Origin of the sequence: Mucilaginibacter rivuli (assembly GCF_019391655.1) — a bacterium.
GTDB lineage: Bacteria > Bacteroidota > Bacteroidia > Sphingobacteriales > Sphingobacteriaceae > Mucilaginibacter > Mucilaginibacter rivuli.
This window is the reverse complement of sequence record NZ_JAHXPQ010000003.1, coordinates 422684-440100: the sequence shown is the minus strand read 5'-3', so window position 1 is coordinate 440100 and position 17417 is coordinate 422684. Positions and strand designations below refer to the sequence as shown.

Annotated in this window: 16 protein-coding genes; all 16 read left to right on the top strand. The window is 34.9% G+C overall.

Features of this window, described 5'->3' with window-relative positions:
* The first annotated feature begins 29 nt into the window (after window positions 1-29).
* The 16 genes from rfbH (at window position 30) to accC (ending at window position 17395) form a co-directional block, all read left to right on the top strand.
* The gene (gene rfbH, locus KXQ82_RS09195) at window positions 30-1337 is read left to right on the top strand and encodes a lipopolysaccharide biosynthesis protein RfbH (RefSeq protein WP_219487888.1); all 1308 of its coding nucleotides are present in this window, start codon (window positions 30-32) and stop codon (window positions 1335-1337) included.
* Between the two features lie 13 nt (window positions 1338-1350).
* A complete protein-coding gene (locus KXQ82_RS09190) occupies window positions 1351-2235 on the top strand; it encodes an NAD-dependent epimerase/dehydratase family protein (RefSeq protein WP_219487887.1) in 885 nt (294 codons plus the stop codon).
* Complete coding sequence (locus KXQ82_RS09185; protein ID WP_219487886.1) at window positions 2235-3260, top strand: GDP-mannose 4,6-dehydratase; 1026 nt, start codon at window positions 2235-2237, stop codon at window positions 3258-3260. The genes KXQ82_RS09190 and KXQ82_RS09185 overlap by 1 nt, the downstream gene beginning before the upstream one ends.
* Before the next feature lie 51 nt (window positions 3261-3311).
* Window positions 3312-4553 carry a polysaccharide biosynthesis protein gene (locus tag KXQ82_RS09180; protein ID WP_219487885.1) on the top strand — a complete coding sequence of 414 codons (1242 nt, stop codon included), beginning with the start codon at window positions 3312-3314 and terminating at the stop codon, window positions 4551-4553.
* Entirely contained in the window at window positions 4546-5376 is an 831-nt protein-coding gene (locus KXQ82_RS09175) for a glycosyltransferase (RefSeq protein WP_219487884.1), read from the top strand. Before KXQ82_RS09180 ends, KXQ82_RS09175 begins: the two co-directional genes overlap by 8 nt.
* Before the next feature lie 6 nt (window positions 5377-5382).
* The gene (locus tag KXQ82_RS09170; protein ID WP_219487883.1) at window positions 5383-6453 is read left to right on the top strand and encodes a glycosyltransferase family 4 protein; all 1071 of its coding nucleotides are present in this window, start codon (window positions 5383-5385) and stop codon (window positions 6451-6453) included.
* A gap of 49 nt (window positions 6454-6502) precedes the next feature.
* A complete protein-coding gene (locus tag KXQ82_RS09165; protein WP_219487882.1) occupies window positions 6503-7642 on the top strand; it encodes an NAD-dependent epimerase/dehydratase family protein in 1140 nt (379 codons plus the stop codon).
* 5 nt (window positions 7643-7647) lie between these two features.
* The gene (locus KXQ82_RS09160) at window positions 7648-8550 is read left to right on the top strand and encodes a glycosyltransferase family 2 protein (protein WP_219487881.1); all 903 of its coding nucleotides are present in this window, start codon (window positions 7648-7650) and stop codon (window positions 8548-8550) included.
* Window positions 8551-8743: 193 nt separating this feature from the next.
* Window positions 8744-9865, top strand: coding sequence for a hypothetical protein (locus KXQ82_RS09155; RefSeq protein WP_219487880.1), 1122 nt, complete (start codon window positions 8744-8746; stop codon window positions 9863-9865).
* A 1-nt stretch (window position 9866) separates the two neighbouring features.
* Window positions 9867-10721 carry a glycosyltransferase family 9 protein gene (locus tag KXQ82_RS09150; RefSeq protein WP_219487879.1) on the top strand — a complete coding sequence of 285 codons (855 nt, stop codon included), beginning with the start codon at window positions 9867-9869 and terminating at the stop codon, window positions 10719-10721.
* Window positions 10722-10792: 71 nt separating this feature from the next.
* A complete protein-coding gene (locus KXQ82_RS09145) occupies window positions 10793-11713 on the top strand; it encodes a glycosyltransferase family 2 protein (RefSeq protein ID WP_219487878.1) in 921 nt (306 codons plus the stop codon).
* 2 nt (window positions 11714-11715) lie between these two features.
* Window positions 11716-12678 carry a D-glycero-beta-D-manno-heptose-7-phosphate kinase gene (rfaE1, locus tag KXQ82_RS09140; protein ID WP_219487877.1) on the top strand — a complete coding sequence of 321 codons (963 nt, stop codon included), beginning with the start codon at window positions 11716-11718 and terminating at the stop codon, window positions 12676-12678.
* Between the two features lie 10 nt (window positions 12679-12688).
* A complete protein-coding gene (rfaD, locus tag KXQ82_RS09135) occupies window positions 12689-13690 on the top strand; it encodes an ADP-glyceromanno-heptose 6-epimerase (protein WP_219487876.1) in 1002 nt (333 codons plus the stop codon).
* Window positions 13691-13703: 13 nt separating this feature from the next.
* Window positions 13704-14267 (top strand): D-sedoheptulose 7-phosphate isomerase, encoded by a 564-nt coding sequence (locus KXQ82_RS09130; protein ID WP_219487875.1) that lies wholly within the window; start codon window positions 13704-13706, stop codon window positions 14265-14267.
* Between the two features lie 207 nt (window positions 14268-14474).
* Entirely contained in the window at window positions 14475-15824 is a 1350-nt protein-coding gene (locus KXQ82_RS09125) for a sugar transferase (protein WP_219487874.1), read from the top strand.
* Window positions 15825-15907: 83 nt separating this feature from the next.
* Window positions 15908-17395, top strand: a complete 1488-nt coding sequence (gene accC, locus KXQ82_RS09120) for an acetyl-CoA carboxylase biotin carboxylase subunit (RefSeq protein ID WP_219487873.1) — start codon at window positions 15908-15910, stop codon at window positions 17393-17395.
* Window positions 17396-17417 lie beyond the last annotated feature (22 nt).

The following is a 17417-nucleotide window of genomic DNA, read 5'->3' as shown; positions in this document are numbered from 1 at the left end:
ATAGCGTATAAAGAATCATTATTTACAGCATGGCATTAAAAAACATTACCGGCGACGCATCGTTAGAGAGTAGCCTGAGAGCAATAGCAAAAGCTAAAACCACCCAGATCATTGTACCTGGTAAAAATTACATCCCGGTAACCGGTAAGGTTTTAGATGAGGACGATATTTTATTAGGTGTAGATGCCGCCCTTGACGGCTGGTTAACCGCAGGCAGGTTTGCTAACGAGTTTGAGAGAGATTTCGCGGCTTATTTTAATGCCCCAAAAGCGCTTTTGGTTAACTCGGGCTCATCAGCCAATCTGGTTGCATTTTACGCGCTTACATCGCCAAAATTAGGCGACAGGGCTGTTAAACCGGGTGATGAGGTGATCACCGTAGCTGCCGGTTTCCCAACAACCGTAAACCCGATGATCCAGTTTGGAGCAATACCGGTATTTGTTGATGTTGATATTGCAACCCACAACGTTAAAGCCGAAGATATTGAAGCAGCTGTATCGCCAAAAACAAAAGCGATCATGATAGCCCACTCGCTTGGTAATCCGTTCGACCTGGACGAGGTGATGCGTGTTGCAAAAAAATACAACCTGTGGGTGGTAGAAGATGATTGCGATTCGTTAGGCGCTACTTATCGTGGTAAAAAGACCGGTACTTATGGCGATATATCAACCTTCTCATTTTACCCTGCTCACCACATAACAATGGGCGAAGGCGGTGCTGTTTTAGTTAACAACCCTCAACTGGCCAAAGTTGCTGAAAGCTTTAGGGACTGGGGCCGCGATTGCTATTGCGAACCGGGTAAGGATAATACCTGCGGTTGCCGCTTTTCACAACAATTAGGAACACTTCCTTTTGGATATGATCATAAATATACTTATTCGCACATTGGCTTTAACCTTAAAGTTACCGATATGCAGGCAGCTTTTGGTGTATCACAACTCACAAAGCTGGATCATTTTGTAAAAAGGAGACGAGAGAACTTTGCCGCCCTGCATGAGCGCATGAAAGAGCTGGAAGAGATATTTATTTTGCCTGAAGCAACAGAGCATAGTGATCCGTCTTGGTTTGGCTTTTTGTTAACACTGCGCGAAGGTGACGCTGCCGACAGGCACATGCTTGTACAGCACCTGGAAGAAAAAATGATAGGTACACGTTTGCTGTTTGGCGGTAATTTATTACGCCAGCCGGCTTATGCTAATATTCAGCACCGTACAATAGGTAATTTACCTAATACAGATACCATCATGAATCAATCATTCTGGTTGGGCGTATGGCCGGGCTTAAATGAAACCCATTATGATTACATGCTGGATGTGATTAAAAAGTATATTTCATAAATTATATTGTATAATGAGCGAGAGTACTCGAAAAAGAATATTAATAACTGGTGGAACCGGGTATTTAGGAAGTAATATTATTAATTCATTAAAGCATAGGTATAACTTTATAGTTTTAAAGCGCCCGTCTTCTTCTTTAGAAAGAATACGGAACGCCTTATCAGACATTGAATTATATGACGTTGATTCATTAAATGAAGACGTTGCCGAGAAATTAAGAATTGACATTGTACTACACTGTGCAACCCATTATGGACGTAAAGATACCGATCCTGTAAATACTATCGAAGCTAATTTATTGTTACCATTAAGGCTTCTATCAATTTTTAAAAAGACAAAACACGCCGTTAAATTCATAAATACAGATACGATATTAGACAAGAATATAAGTGTCTATTCATTATCAAAGAACCAATTTAAGGACTGGATGATTTTTTTTTCTAATGATAATGCCTTTATAAATGTTCAATTAGAACATTTTTATGGCCCGCAAGATGATAAAACAAAATTTGTAACATATTTAATTGATACATTTATTAATAACGTACCATCACTGGATTTAACCAAAGGTGAACAAACAAGATATTTTACATATATTGATGATATAGTATCTGCTTTTGAGATTATTCTTGATAATAGTGATGATTTTGTAAGCGGGTTTACTGATTTTCAAGTATCAGATGATAAACCTGTGAATTTAAAAACGTTTGTACAATTGGTTAAGAAAATTACTGGGAATACTATCACACAATTAAACTTCGGTGCTGTTGCATACAGAAAGGGTGAATTAATGAATACTAATATAGATTCTTCGGCCATAAAAGCCTTGGGATGGAAACCCAAAATTGCACTTGAAGAAGGGTTAGGAAAAGCAATAGAAATAGATAAAAAAAAATAATGAAATATTTAATAACAGGTGGCTGTGGTTTTTTGGGATCGAATTTGGCGGCACAAGTGCTTAAAAATGGAGATGAGTTGTTTGTTTTTGATAACCTATACCGGTCTGGTACAGAAAATAATCTTGCGTGGTTAAGAACAATAGGGAAATTTAAATTCTACCATTCGGATATTCGTTCGTATAATGATGTTGAATATGCAATAAAAGATTGTAAACCTGATATCGTTTTCCACTTGGCTGGACAGGTTGCTATGACAACCTCATTAGATAACCCCAGATTTGATTTTGAAGTAAATGTTTTAGGCGGAAATAACATTTTGGAAGCCGTAAGAAAGTTTGCTCCTAACGCAATATTAACATATAGTTCAACCAATAAAGTATATGGTGATCTGGAGTGGATAGAATATGAAGAAACAGATACTCGTTTTAAAGCTAAGGGTTATGGTCAGGGATTTGATGAAAATGTCCCGCTAAATTTTCAGTCTCCTTATGGTTGCTCAAAAGGCGCTACGGACCAGTACATGCTTGATTATAATAAAATGTTTGGATTAAAAACAATTGTTTTCAGACATTCGTCAATATTTGGAGGTAGGCAATATGCTACAATAGACCAAGGATGGATTGGATGGTTTGTAAAGCAAGCGATTGATATTAAAAATGGAGTACTAAAAACGCCTTTTACAATATCAGGTACTGGTAAACAGGTAAGGGATGTGTTATTTGCTGCTGACTTAATAAACTGTTATTTTTCGGCTATAAATAATATAGAACAAACACAAGGTCAGGCATTTAACATTGGTGGGGGGATGAACAATAGCTTATCGTTATTGGAATTATTTTCTGAGCTTGAGACAGTTTTAGATGTTAAAATGGATTTCGTTAAATTACCTGTTAGACAAAGCGATCAGAAAGTGTACGTTGCAGATATAAGTAAGGCACTTAATACATTTGGATGGAAACCGCAAATATCAAGTAAAGATGCTCTGAAGCAAATGATAAATTGGGTTGCCGAGTCTAAATTTTAAGTTGAATTTTAGAACTTAACCTCCCAAAGTAATAGTTTTAATCCCCTATTTATGAGCACAGTAAAAATAAAAAAAGCATTGCTTGTTGAGGTTGCTTTAATTAGAGTGTTATCTATCGCATTTCAGTTAGTTTTTTTAAAGTTGTACACCTACAACACATCTATATATGAATTAGGTACATATTACTTTTTGTTTACGGTTTCTTATTGTATTAACGCATTTTTATTGATTCCGTTAGACTATTTCCAGCAATCTAATATTTACAAATTAAAAGAGGGTAACTACTCATTACAGTCCTTCAATGCTATTAATTTAACTGTATTAAAATTGCTTTTTTTATTACTTACTGCAAGCTGTTTACTCAGCATAGTTTTTTTTCCAAAATATTTTATTTTAATTGTAATTATCATTTTGCTATCCATTAGTACTTATTTTGTTACATTAATACGAGGCTTTATCAATAATTTGGAATTGAGGCGTCAAGCTACTTATTGTCTTCTACTCGAAAATTGCGCTAAAATAGCCGTTTTTTTTCTACTTAATAAGATGGCTGGCCACTCAAGCGCTTTAATGATATTACAATCGCTGTTGTTTTCATCACTAATTGCATTTGCGACCTTATATGTTATTTTAAGGCGCATTCCTGAATATAACACCGGTGCTATTTACAAATTTGATATTAAAGAAACGTTTAAATTCTCGTATCCAATGACCTTTAACGCTGTTATAAACATGCTACAAACACAAGGATATAGATTGATATTAGTCCCACTCGGTCTTACCGAAGTTGTAGGGATTTATGCGACAGTTGCAAATGTGGGCATAAGCGGAACAAACGCTTATTCGACGGTATTTGGCCAAATATTTGTACCTGGTTTGTACAAAACTCATGGAAAATATATACTGACATATTTACGTAATGCTTTATTATCATTAATAGTAATAATGTTAGGAGGATATTTATTTTCCAATTTAGTAATCAGAATTATTACTAAAAGTATGCTTGTAAAGTACTCATCGCTAATTCTATATGGAATTATGACCGAAGGTGGAAATTTTTTAGCAGGCGCTCTCATTATTTATTTAACTATTAAGGGTAAAACATACTTTACCATTCGAGCTTCAACATTGGGTATAGTGGTATTGATGATAAGCTTTGGATTATTGTATTTTTTTAAAATATTAAATGTATACACCATTGGTATACCCATAGCACTCTCCCAGGTTTGCATAACCTCTTATTTTTTTATCATTGTATATAAATTAACAGCTAAGTCAACTAACCATGAATGATATTACTTTTGTGATATTTACTTTTAATGAAGAAGCAAGGATTGAAAGGGTAATAAAGAATTTGCGAAGTTTCGGGAAAATATTAATTGCCGACAACAGCAGCACAGATGGCACCGAAAAGATAGCGCTATCATATGGATGTGATTTTTTAGTACGAGATCCCGAAGCAAGTTATGTTCCCGAAAATGAAATAGTTGCTAAGCAGGTATACGAAGCAGTAACAACTAATTGGTTGTATTGGGGTTATGCAGATGAAATGCTTGAGAAAAAAACTTTGGAAGAAATTGCGCGTGTGATAACGTCACATAGCGATAAATACGACATAATCAGTATTGAGAAAAAAAACTATAATTATGGTGTATTTTGCCATAATGTTTTTCATTCGCGTACCAACCGTATATTTAAAAAATATGCTATTGATTTTTCAAACAATAAAATTCACGGATTAGGAAAGCCTGCCGTTAATGATAATAGAATATTCGCTTTAGATGATCAGTTTTTTGTTCATCATTTTAGCAGTCACACTGCGTATGGATATATAAACACAATTAACAAGTATACAGAGTTAGAGGCGGAAAAGGATAGTAAGTACGACAGGTCAATGTGGTCGGTGTTTTGGCTGGTAACCAGGCGTATGTTAAAAAATTATATTATCGACGGTGGTTATAAAGCCGGATACGCCGGTATGCAGGCAATCTTGATGCATTTATGTTATCAATGGGCCATTAACATTAAAAGGTACGAAAAGGAAAATAATTTTGATAGAGCTACTATCGAAGAAAAAAATAATCAAGTTAGAAACAAAATATTAAAAGAATTTTAAGTGTTAATGTCAAAAATGAAAATTAACATACTACTTCCTTTTCCACCAAACAAACCAGCCGGAGGTGTAAGGGTTATGTACGAATACGCCAATTATTTAAACGAATTGGGGCATGAGATAACAATTTACCATACACTTAAGTGCAGTTATATGGATTATAAGTATCCGTTTTGGCTTAGGTGGGTTTATTTTAATATAAAAGTACCACCCCAATGGTTCAAATTAAATAAAGGCATAACTTCTAAAACTATAAATAGTGTTAATAATAATAATATAGATGATGGGGATGTTTTGTTATATACTTGGTGGGCACTTGGATTTGATGTACAACGCCTAACCTCTCAAAAAGGTAAACTATTTTCTTTGATTCAGGATTTGGAATATTGGTCGGGTAATGAGGATAAAGTTAACGAGTCTTTTTTTCTTGATAATATTCAAAAAATCATTATCTCAGAGCATATTCGCAAATACGTATACAATATGGGCGGTGTTAACATAAAAAAGATCTCCTTTGCTATTGATGATAAATTGTTTTTTATAAAGCAAAGTATAGCGAGCAGGAATGACCAAACTATATGTATGATGTATTCTGTTGAGCCGCGAAAGGGAAGCGAATATGGATTAAGCGCGTTACTTAAACTGAAAAAAAAATACCCGGCACTACAGGTGAACTTATTTGGAATATGTGATGCTCCGGCTGATCTGCCCAAGGGATTTACATATTATAAATCGCCGGGCAACTTACCGGATATTATGAATAGCTCTGCAATATTTTTAGGGCCTAGTATACAGGAAGGATGCGCACTGCCACCAATGGAAGCCATGCATTGCGGGTGTGCAGTAGTATGTACGGCAATAGAAGGGCACAGTGAATATGCTTTCGATAAAGAAACTGCAGCTTTATTTGAATCAAAAAACATTGATGATTGTGTTAACGCTATTTCTGATTTGTTCAATAATGTTGACAAACGAATCCGGATAGCGCAGAAAGGGAATGATTTTATAAAACAAAATACATGGCGTTCTTCGACGAAGGAATTAGAAGGTATTTTCACAGATGGGATAAAAAAGCGATAATATTAATTATGCCATAATGAAAATATGATTAATAAACTAAAGTAAACAAATGAAAAACATTTTAATTACCGGAGGAGCCGGATTTATAGGATCGAACTTAGCTTTAAAGTTGATAAATAAAGGTTATAAGATTACAGTTTTAGATACTTTATCGCAACAAATACATGGCGATAATCCACAAACTACATCACCTTTATACCTGTCAATTTATAACAAAGTTACCTTTATTAAAGGTAGTGTTACTGATCGTGATTTGATGGCTCAGGCACTGCGGGGAATTGATATTGTGGTTCATTTCGCAGCCGAAACGGGCACAGGCCAGTCAATGTACGAAATTGAAAAGTACGTGCAGGTTAATATTGGAGGTACGGCTATATTACTTGATATTTTAACTAACGACAAATCATACAACGTAAAAAAAATAATCATTGCTTCTTCAAGGTCAATATACGGCGAGGGTAAATACATTTCTGAAGAATTAGGCGCTGTGTATCCCGAACATAGAACATCGGCCTTTATGAACGGCGGTGATTTTGAGGTAAAATATCCTGGTGCAAGTAAACCGTTAAAACTTGTTGCTACTGATGAAGAATCAAAGATTCACCCATCGTCAGTATACGGCATAACCAAGCAAAACCAGGAGCAAATGGTAATGACGGTTTGTCGTACAATTGGTATAGCACCTGTTGCATTCAGATATCAAAATGTATATGGTCCCGGGCAGTCTTTAAGTAACCCATATACAGGTATACTTTCTATATTTTCAACACTGATAAAAAATGGAAAAGACATCAATATATTTGAAGATGGTGAAGAAAGTCGAGATTTTGTTTTTATTGATGATGTGGTTGATGCCACTATTTTAGGTATTGAAAAAGACGAAGCCAATGGTCAGGTGTTTAATGTTGGCACTGGTGTGCCTGTTACCGTAAATCAGGTAGCAGCTACATTGGTTAAAAATTATGGGGTTGATGTAAATATTACAGTTACCGGTAATTATCGCCTTGGCGATATAAGGCATAATTTTGCTGATCTGAAAAAAATAAAATTACTTCTAAATTTTGAACCTAAAATATCCTTTAACCAAGGCATGGAACTTTTTAGTAATTGGGTTAACAAGCAACAAATTCAGGAAAGCAAATACGAATCATCGATAGCCGAAATGAAAGAAAAAGGACTTCTGAAATAGATATTATGGCAAAGCTTGGGCTTGTAACGGTATTGTATAACAGCAATGATGTTTTAGAAGATTTCTTTTACAGTTTATCTATTCAAAAAATGGACGATTATCATTTATATTTAATTGATAATTCGCCATCAGAAAAAACGGATAAAATAATTGCTCAGCTTACGGCAAAATATCCTACGGTTAACAAATTCACTCATTTAAAGAATGAGGGGAATAACGGGGTTGCTAAAGGTAATAATCAAGGCATACAAATGGCATTAGCCCACGGTGCTGATTTTGTTTTGCTCTTAAATAACGATATTTACTTTACACAAACTAATATTTTAATGGATATGGTTGAGTGCTCAATAAAGAACAATGAGCATTTGATAGTTCCTAAAATATTCTATTATAATACCCGCATAATATGGATGGCGGGTGGTGATATTCTTAAATACAAAGGCTACACGTCGCATTATGGCGAGAATTGTGCAGATGACGATAAATATTCAAGAGAAGCGCATTTTAATTATGCACCAACTTGCTTCATGCTAATAAGCAAAGAGGTATTTAAAAACGTTGGCTTAATGGATGAACAATATTTTGTATATTATGATGATACCGATTTTATAGTACGCTGCCTGGAAAAAGGGTATAAGGTTTTTTTAATGCCAATGCTGGAAGTATTTCACAAAGTAGCTGTAAGCACCGGCGGCGGCGATTCAGTATTTACTATTTATTATCAAAACAGAAATCGGATATATTACATAAAAAAGAATTTTCCCTATCATGTGCAACTGCCAGCTCTGCTTTATACATTGATAACGCGTGTAGGCCGCTATCTATTATACAATTCAGAGCAACGAAATGCCCTATTAAAAGGAATTAAAGAAGGTTTTGATATGGAAATTTCAAATAAATTACTGTAGTAAAGTGATAGATAAGTTACTGATATGTATTTCATTAAGTGTTTTTTTTATTGGAACCTACTTTATTTGGTTTAATAAAAAAAATGTGTTTAATCACATAAATCTTGGATTATGTTTCGTAGCGTATGTAGTACCTCCGTTTGTATTTAAATTTAACATATATGCAAGCCCAGGCATTTGGAATCTATATGTAATGATAAATTCGATAGGTGCTTTTTTCTTTTTGTTAGGGCTATTTATTGGCTACAAATGGAGACCATTGCGATTAGTAGATACCATTATAAAAATAAATTTTTTGCAATCAATAGCTGTAGATGATGATAGGGTAAAAAAAATAATCAAACTAAGTAATGTAATTTTTATTATAGGTATTATAGGTATTATAGTAAGTTTTATGCTAATGGGCTTTATGCCAATGTTTGCATCCGATCCTTTTTTAGCTAAGTTTTTCAAAGGTCAGTATCAGGCACCATATCAGCGTGTTGCATTTTTATATCGAACATCACGTCAAATGGTTGAATTGTTTATACCACTTATGGTGCTGGAGATTTTTTTAAAACCTAAATTTAAAAACATAGCCTTAGTTTTAATAGCCATAATTTTAATAGCGGTAAGTTTAAACAGAGGGGCAATAGCTGGTGGTGCATTGGTTGCAATAGCCATAGCTGTTGGCTTAAAAAAGAAAAATATGCCTTTTTGGACTTTTCTTATCCTTGTTTTTATTACCTATGGTGCGGGAAGCGCTATATATTACATCGTACTCCAATTTTCTGGTGATAGCGAGATCGGGAAATTAGGTACGGGCGATAATATTTTTGAGGCTATAGCTTACGGAGCCCCTGATATTTTAGATCAATTAGGTTTTTTATCTGCCTACATAAAATCCGGTAGCCATTTAACATACGGACTTACTTTTGTAGGTGGCCTTATACCGTTTAATTTTCCGTGGAACCCGGCAATTTACACATTAACTATTTTAAACGATATCAATGATGTTTCTGAAATTGCATCGGGCGGGTTGCGTTTACCGGTATCAATTTGGGGATACGTTAGTTTTGGTTGGTTAGGAGTTGCAGTTGTACCTTTTATATCAGCATTTTTTACAGGATATATCACAAAAAAGGTCAAAACAGTTTTGCAAAATATCTCAGCGGATAAAAATGGTTATGTGACATTTTTTATGGCATATTTTATGTATTCGAACATAGCAATGATATTTACAAATTTTCTTTATTTATCAATTTATATGTTGCCTGCGTTCATAATTTACTACTTGCTTATAAAGTATAGTAACAACACAATTAAGTTAAATTAATATGGAGAAGAATACTAACGTTGTGTATTTGCCAATTAGGTCGTTAGGTGATTTTGTTATAACATCATTTGTGATAAAGAACTTTATTGATAAAAGCATTCCTATATCACTTCCTTTTTATATATCAGAAATTTATGAAGCTATTGATGGCGATAGCTTATTCAACGTGATTGATAAATTAGAGATACAAAATCAGCCGGCTTTTTTTGAATTATATAAAATAAAAGATAAAAAAAATGTTATAAGATTATTTAAGGATATAGTTAATATATTTTTCTCCTTAAAACCAGAATCAATATATCTATTGGATTTTAGAAGTAGGAGATTGTTTTTTTCAAGAAGTAAATTTAGATGGCCAGCAGATAATATTAACATTTATGATGCAAAAAGGAAATTCTTCACGTCATATTTTGGATTGACATATAACCCCGAAGCAGATATTCTTATAGAACAAAACCAAAAAATTAATAGGATTATTATCTTCCCAGACAGTAGGATAAAAGATAAAGAAATTCCGGGAATTTTAATTAATGAAATAGTTAAAAATTTTCCTGAGATTGAAATAAATACTGCAAATTTTACAATAGAAAAACTTCCTGGTACACTTAACTATTCTAACTTTACCCAAATTATTGATTTAATTAAAAGTGCTGATTTTATTATTAGTTCAGATAGTTTGCCATGCCATTTAGCAAACTTTTACAACGTGCGGCATTTTGTAATTTATATGAAAGGCAGCAAATTTTATACAGATAAATTCCAAACACCTTTTATGATAAAACATAACTATTTCTCTATAACAGATGATATAAATTTTGAGCCAACTATTACTAAATTAAAGCAAATATTTAGTTAATTTATTTAAATGAGTTTTATATCAAAATAATCTTATCTGATATAAGTTTTGAATTATAAAATAATTGTCAAATGTTAGAATTTATTATTTGCATACCAACTTACAATGCTGGTGCAAGATGGAAAGCAGTTTTAGAAAATATTAATAATCAAAACGCTAAGCCTTTAAAAACTATAATTATAGATTCCGGCTCTATAGATGACACAGTTCACTTAGCTATTGAATATGGGTTCAAAGTTATCAGTATTGATAAAAGCGAATTTAACCATGGTAAAACACGGCAACAATTGGCCAATTTTGCTGCTGATGCAGATATTTGTATTTTTTTGACACAAGACGCAATTTTATCAACTAGAGATAGTATTAGGAATATTGTAATTGCGTTTGATGATCCCGAAGTAGGCATGGCTTATGGCAGGCAATTACCTCGCGAAAATGCTGAACCTTTAGAGATACACGCCAGACTGTTTAACTATCCTCCTGTATCTGATGTTCGAAGTTTTAAAGATAAAGATCGTTTGGGTTTTAAAGTATTTTTTTGTTCAAACTCATTTTCAGCGTATCGTAAAAGTGCATTAAATACAGTTGATGGTTTTCCTTCAAACTCCATTATGGGCGAAGATGCGATAGTAGCCGCAAAAATGCTCTTAAAGGGATTTCGGATAGCCTATGTTGCCGAGGCGACAGCATATCATTCTCATAATTATACACTGAAAGAAGAGTTTGAAAGATATTTTGACACCAGAGTTTTTCACGAACAAAACAATTGGCTCATAAAAGAATACGGTAAACCTACAGGTGAGGGGCTTAAATTTGTAAAATCAGAAATTAGATATGCATTTAGATATCATAAAATGAGTTTATTTAAATCTGTTGGTTCTATTTTTGCTAAATGGTTAGGCTATAACATAGCTAAACATTATAAAAAAATGCCCATTAACATTCTTAAAAGACTATCTATGCATAAATTTTATTGGAAACATCAAATATAACTATGTATAAATTTACAGAATTAGATACTGGGGGACTTAACATTCTGGTAATTGGCGACCTGATGCTTGACCATTATATTTATGGTGATTGCAGCAGGATATCACCAGAAGCACCTGTTCCAGTAGTCGAGATCAGATCAGAGAGCCATACATTAGGTGGTGCAGGCAATGTAATAGAAAACCTTAATGTATTCGGCTGCAATGTAAATATTGTAAGTATTGTGGGTGATGATGAAAATGCAGGTTTGGTGCTGAAGAAGCTATCACACTGTAACATTAAAGGAGATGGTTTGGTTGCTGATAAAAATAGGTGTACAACGATAAAAACACGTGTTTTGGCCACTAAGCATCAGCTTATTCGGTTGGATAAGGAGGTTACTAAACCAATTGATAATGATATTGAAACAAAATTGCTGGCTTTAATTAAGCAGATACTGCCTAAATATCAAATGGTACTTTTGTCTGATTATAATAAAGGGTTATTAACTCCAAACTTACTTGAAGGGGTTTTTGAGGCATGTAAGGTACAAAATATTAAAACAATAGTAGATCCGAAAGGGATTAACTTTGATAAATACAAAGGCGTAAGCATTATTAAACCAAATAAAAAAGAAGCAGTTGCAGCAACCGGAATAGCAATTGCTGATAAAACCAGTTTACAGGAGGCATGTGCTAAGATAAAGGAAATCACTAACTGCGAAGATGTAATAATTACAATGTCTGAAGAAGGTATGGCGTTGTATTCGGATAATAAATTAACTATTATTCCTACCAAAGCAATTGGTGTTGTTGATGTAACAGGTGCCGGAGACACAGTTTTGGCATCTTTAGGCATTGCATTAACCGCCGGTTATAGTTTGGAGCAAGCTTGCGATTTTGCTAATCACGCGGCAGCTGTAGTTGTGAGCAAAATTGGCAGCGCGACGGCTACCCTTGATGAGATAAAAAAGAAGTTTGAAGAATAAGTTTTAAGCAATGGATACAAAATCTACAATAGTTGTTACAGGTGCAGCAGGGTTTATTGGTTCGTGTATGGTTCAGTTTTTGAATAACAATGGTTATGAAAATCTCGTGCTTGTAGACGATTTTAGTTCAGATAATAAAAAAGCTAATTGGGTAAATAAACAATATAAACACAAGATTGAGCGTAATGTGTTTTTTGAGTGGTTAAACCAAACTAAGCCAGATGTAAGCATCATAATCCATTTAGGAGCAAGAACAGATACTACCGAGTTTGATTATTCAATACATCAAGAGCTTAACGTTCAATATTCAATAGATATGTGGAACTATTGTACAGCTCAACAGGTACCTCTCATCTATGCGTCTTCTGCAGCTACATATGGTTCAGGCGAGTTAGGCTATAATGATGACCATGATGTGGTTGAAAGGCTTCAACCACTCAATCCTTATGGCATTAGTAAAAATGAATTTGATAAATGGGCCCTTAAGCAAAAAAATCAGCCACCATTTTGGACTGGTTTAAAATTCTTTAATATATATGGCCCTAATGAGAATCATAAAGCCCGCATGGCAAGTGTTATTTGGCATTCGTTTAATCAAATAAAAAAGGATGGGATAGTTAAATTATTCAAAAGCCATCGGCCGGATTTTGAAGACGGGCAGCAACTTAGAGATTTTGTATATGTTATTGATTTGTTGAAGGTAATGTATTGGATGACAGAAAAGATGGTTAGTAAAAGTTGGCTAATTGAACATAATGGTTTGTATAACCTTGGAACAGGCGAAGCACGGAGTTTTTATGATTTAGTTGCGGCTACTTTTAAAGGGCTTGATAAAGAAACCAATGTTATTTTTATTGATATGCCAAAAGATATAAAAGACAAATACCAATATTTTACCGAAGCCAACATGGAAAAATTGCATAACGCAGGATACGATCAAAAATTTTATACATTAGAGGAAGGTATTGACGATTACGTTAGAAATTACCTATCTGCAGAAAAACAATTTTAACATAAAAAAATAAATGATTAACAATATTAACCAATATTTTTCCGAGCACATAGATGTTGCTAATAAAACGGTAAAAATACTGGCAAATGATATAGAAAACGCGTGCGCTATTGTAACAGAGTGTATTGCTAAGGAGAAAAAGGTACTGATATTTGGCAACGGTGGGAGTGCCGCCGATGCTCAGCATATTGCTGCTGAATTTATCGGAAGGTTTGTAAAAGAGCGTCGATCTTTGCCAGCAATCGCATTAACAACAGATACATCCGCTTTAACTGCTATAGGAAATGATTATGGTTTTGACCGGATTTTTGAGCGTCAGGTTGAAGGGCTTGCAAACAACGGGGATGTTCTGATTGGTATCTCAACGAGTGGCAATAGTCCTAATGTGGTTAAAGCGCTCCAAGCAGGAAAAGTAGTTGGGTGTAAAACTATTGGTTTTTCTGGCAGAGATGGAGGGGTTATGAATGATTGCTGCGATATTAATCTTGTCATTCCCTCACAGGTTACCGCACGTATCCAGGAAATGCATATTTTGATCGGTCACATTATTTGTGCTGCTGTAGATATGAAGAATTAATTTAAATTAAGCTGTGTAGATATTTCAAAAATAATTTCATTCCAAATTTGACATAGCCCGATATCCTCAGTCTAATTGTATGGAACAATATTTGTTACTTAATTTAGAAAAAAAGTAATTTTTGTAAAGAGGCTTTGTGATGTTATTTTTCAAATGCCACTTTTATTATTACTTTTACATTAGAAAAGGAAGTAAATTAATTAATCTATGACTGCACGTTACTCAAAGTACCTTCCTGGTTTTATATTTGTTTGCGATTTATTGCTGCTAAATATCGCGGGTTATAGTGCTAATTTTTTAGAATTTAGTACATACCGTCCACAAAACGCTTCACAATTATTTATCCTGGTCGTTAACGTAGTTTGGATATTCACTTCTTTTTTATCTCAAAGCTTTAAAGTTAGAAGGCCCCTTTTACTGAGGGATAATTTTAACCGGTTTATGCTTACCCTGATATACCATCTTCTATTGGTTTTTGGATTTCTTTACTTCTTTAAACTATATGATGTATCAAGGTTAATGCTTATTGTTACCTACATTATCTTTTTTGGTTTAGTTGTTATACATCGTTCATTGCTTTTTATTTCTTTGGATTTTATCCGAAAAAAAGGATATAATCATCGCAAAATAATTATCGTTGGCGATGAAAAAATTGCTAAAAGATTAATACACTCATTTTCTGACCACCCGGAATACGGGTATGATCTTGCAGATTTTATCACTGAAGACCAGATTTTGAGTATGTCAGAAAGTGAAATTATTGATGTGCTGTTTTCAAAAAAACCAGATGAGATATTTATCTGCTACAAACAGCTTGATGATGAACTGCTAAAGAACCTGATACGGCTTGGAGATATACATTTTATTAAAATAAAGGTTGTTTCTGATTTGATGTTAAGTAATAGTTTTGCAACACTGGTTAATTATCATAATGTTCCTGTGTTACATCTAACATCAAACCATGAACTACCCTTAAAAATTAGATTTTTGAAAAGAAGTTTTGATGTAGTATTTTCTACATCGGTATTAATAGGTGGTAGCCCGGTATTTTTGTTGTTATTTCTTATTACAAAACTGAGCTCGAAAGGGCCTGCTTTTTATAAGCAGGAGCGTATAGGCTTAAACGAAAAACCTTTTCACATCTACAAGTTTAGAAGCATGTGGATAGACTCCGAAAAACACGGACCACAATTATCTTCCGATCACGATCCGCGTATTACTCCCTGGGGCCGAATTATGCGTAAATCCCGTTTAGATGAGTTGCCCCAATTTTGGAATGTATTTAAAGGGGATATGTCTATCGTGGGCCCTCGTCCCGAAAGACAATACTTTATTGAGCGTATTCTTGAACATACTCCAAACTATCGTAAGCTATTGCGTGTTAAGCCCGGAATAACATCAATAGGGCAAGTGCATTATGGATATGCCGAGAATGTAGATCAAATGCGTGAGCGTATGCGATATGATTTGGTCTATCTTCAAAATGTTAGTCTTAACTCTGATTTGAATATCATTTTAAAAACCCTCCGTGTAGTTGTACAGGGCAAAGGGAAATAATTTGATATTATCTTCTTTCATTACGTAGTTATTACTGGCTTATCAATTTGTCTGTATAGGATAAACTTCTACATTTGTTTATCATGAAAAAACTACTGGTAGCCAATCGTGGCGAAATAGCACTTAGGGTAATGCGTTCGGCACGTGAAATGGGAATCAAAACTGTTGCTGTTTATTCTGATGCAGATAGAAATGCTCTGCATGTTCGCTACGCCGATGAAGCTGTATACATAGGTCCTGCGCCGTCAAACCAATCATACCTTATTGGTGCCAAAATAATTGATGCATGCCATAAAACAGGAGCTGAGGCCATTCATCCTGGTTATGGTTTCTTGTCTGAAAATGCCGATTTTGCCCGTCAGGTACGTAACGCAGGACTGGTATTAATAGGCCCATCACCCGAGGCAATGGAGGTAATGGGTAATAAACTCTCTGCAAAAGCCGCAGCATTAAAATACAACATTCCGATGGTGCCTGGTACCGAAGAGGCTATAAGCAACGTTTCTGAAGCTAAAAAGCGTGCTACTGAAGTAGGTTTCCCTATCCTTATCAAAGCTGCAGCAGGAGGTGGCGGAAAAGGTATGCGGATAGTAGATAAAGTTGAAGACTTTGAAGAACAGATGAGTTTGGCCGTATCCGAAGCAACATCTGCATTTGGTGATGGTTCTGTTTTTATTGAACGGTATGTATCATCACCCCGCCATATAGAAATACAAGTACTTGGCGATACACATGGCAACATCGTTCATTTGTTCGAACGTGATTGTTCAGTACAACGCCGCCATCAAAAGGTAGTAGAAGAAGCTCCTTCATCTGTACTAACTCCCGCATTGCGTGCTGAAATGGGGAAATGCGCTGTTGATGTGGCCCGTTCTGTAAACTACACAGGTGCAGGTACGGTTGAGTTTATTATGGACGAAAACCTCAATTTTTACTTTTTAGAGATGAACACCCGTTTACAGGTTGAACACCCTGTTAGCGAACTAATAACCGGCGTTGACTTAGTAAAGGAACAGATTAAAGTAGCAAGGGGAGAGGCTATTAGTTTTAAGCAGGAAGACCTGGCTATTACCGGCCATGCTATGGAGTTGCGTGTTTATGCTGAGGATCCGGCTAATGATTTTTTGCCCGACATAGGTACCCTGCAAACCTACAAAACACCCAAAGGGCCAGGCGTTCGTGTTGATGATGGCTTTGAGCAAGGAATGGAGATACCCATCTATTACGATCCGATGATAGCTAAGCTGATCACTTATGGTAAAGACCGTGAAGAGGCGATTGAACGAATGATACGAGCGATTGATGAATATGAAATAACGGGCATTACAACAACACTTGGCTTTGGTAAGTTTGTAATGCAGCACGAGGCTTTTACTACAGGTAATTTTGATACCCATTTTGTAAAAAAATATTTTAACCCGGAAGTACTGGCTAAAACAGATGATGGCGAAGCAAAAATAGCCGCACTTATTATGTCAAAATTGATGGCATCGGGGAAACGTAATGGCGATACGTTGGCTGTTACAACATCCGAAACTTCAAACTGGGTAAAAAACAGGAAGGCGCTTTAAAGCTGCATCGTTTTAATATAAA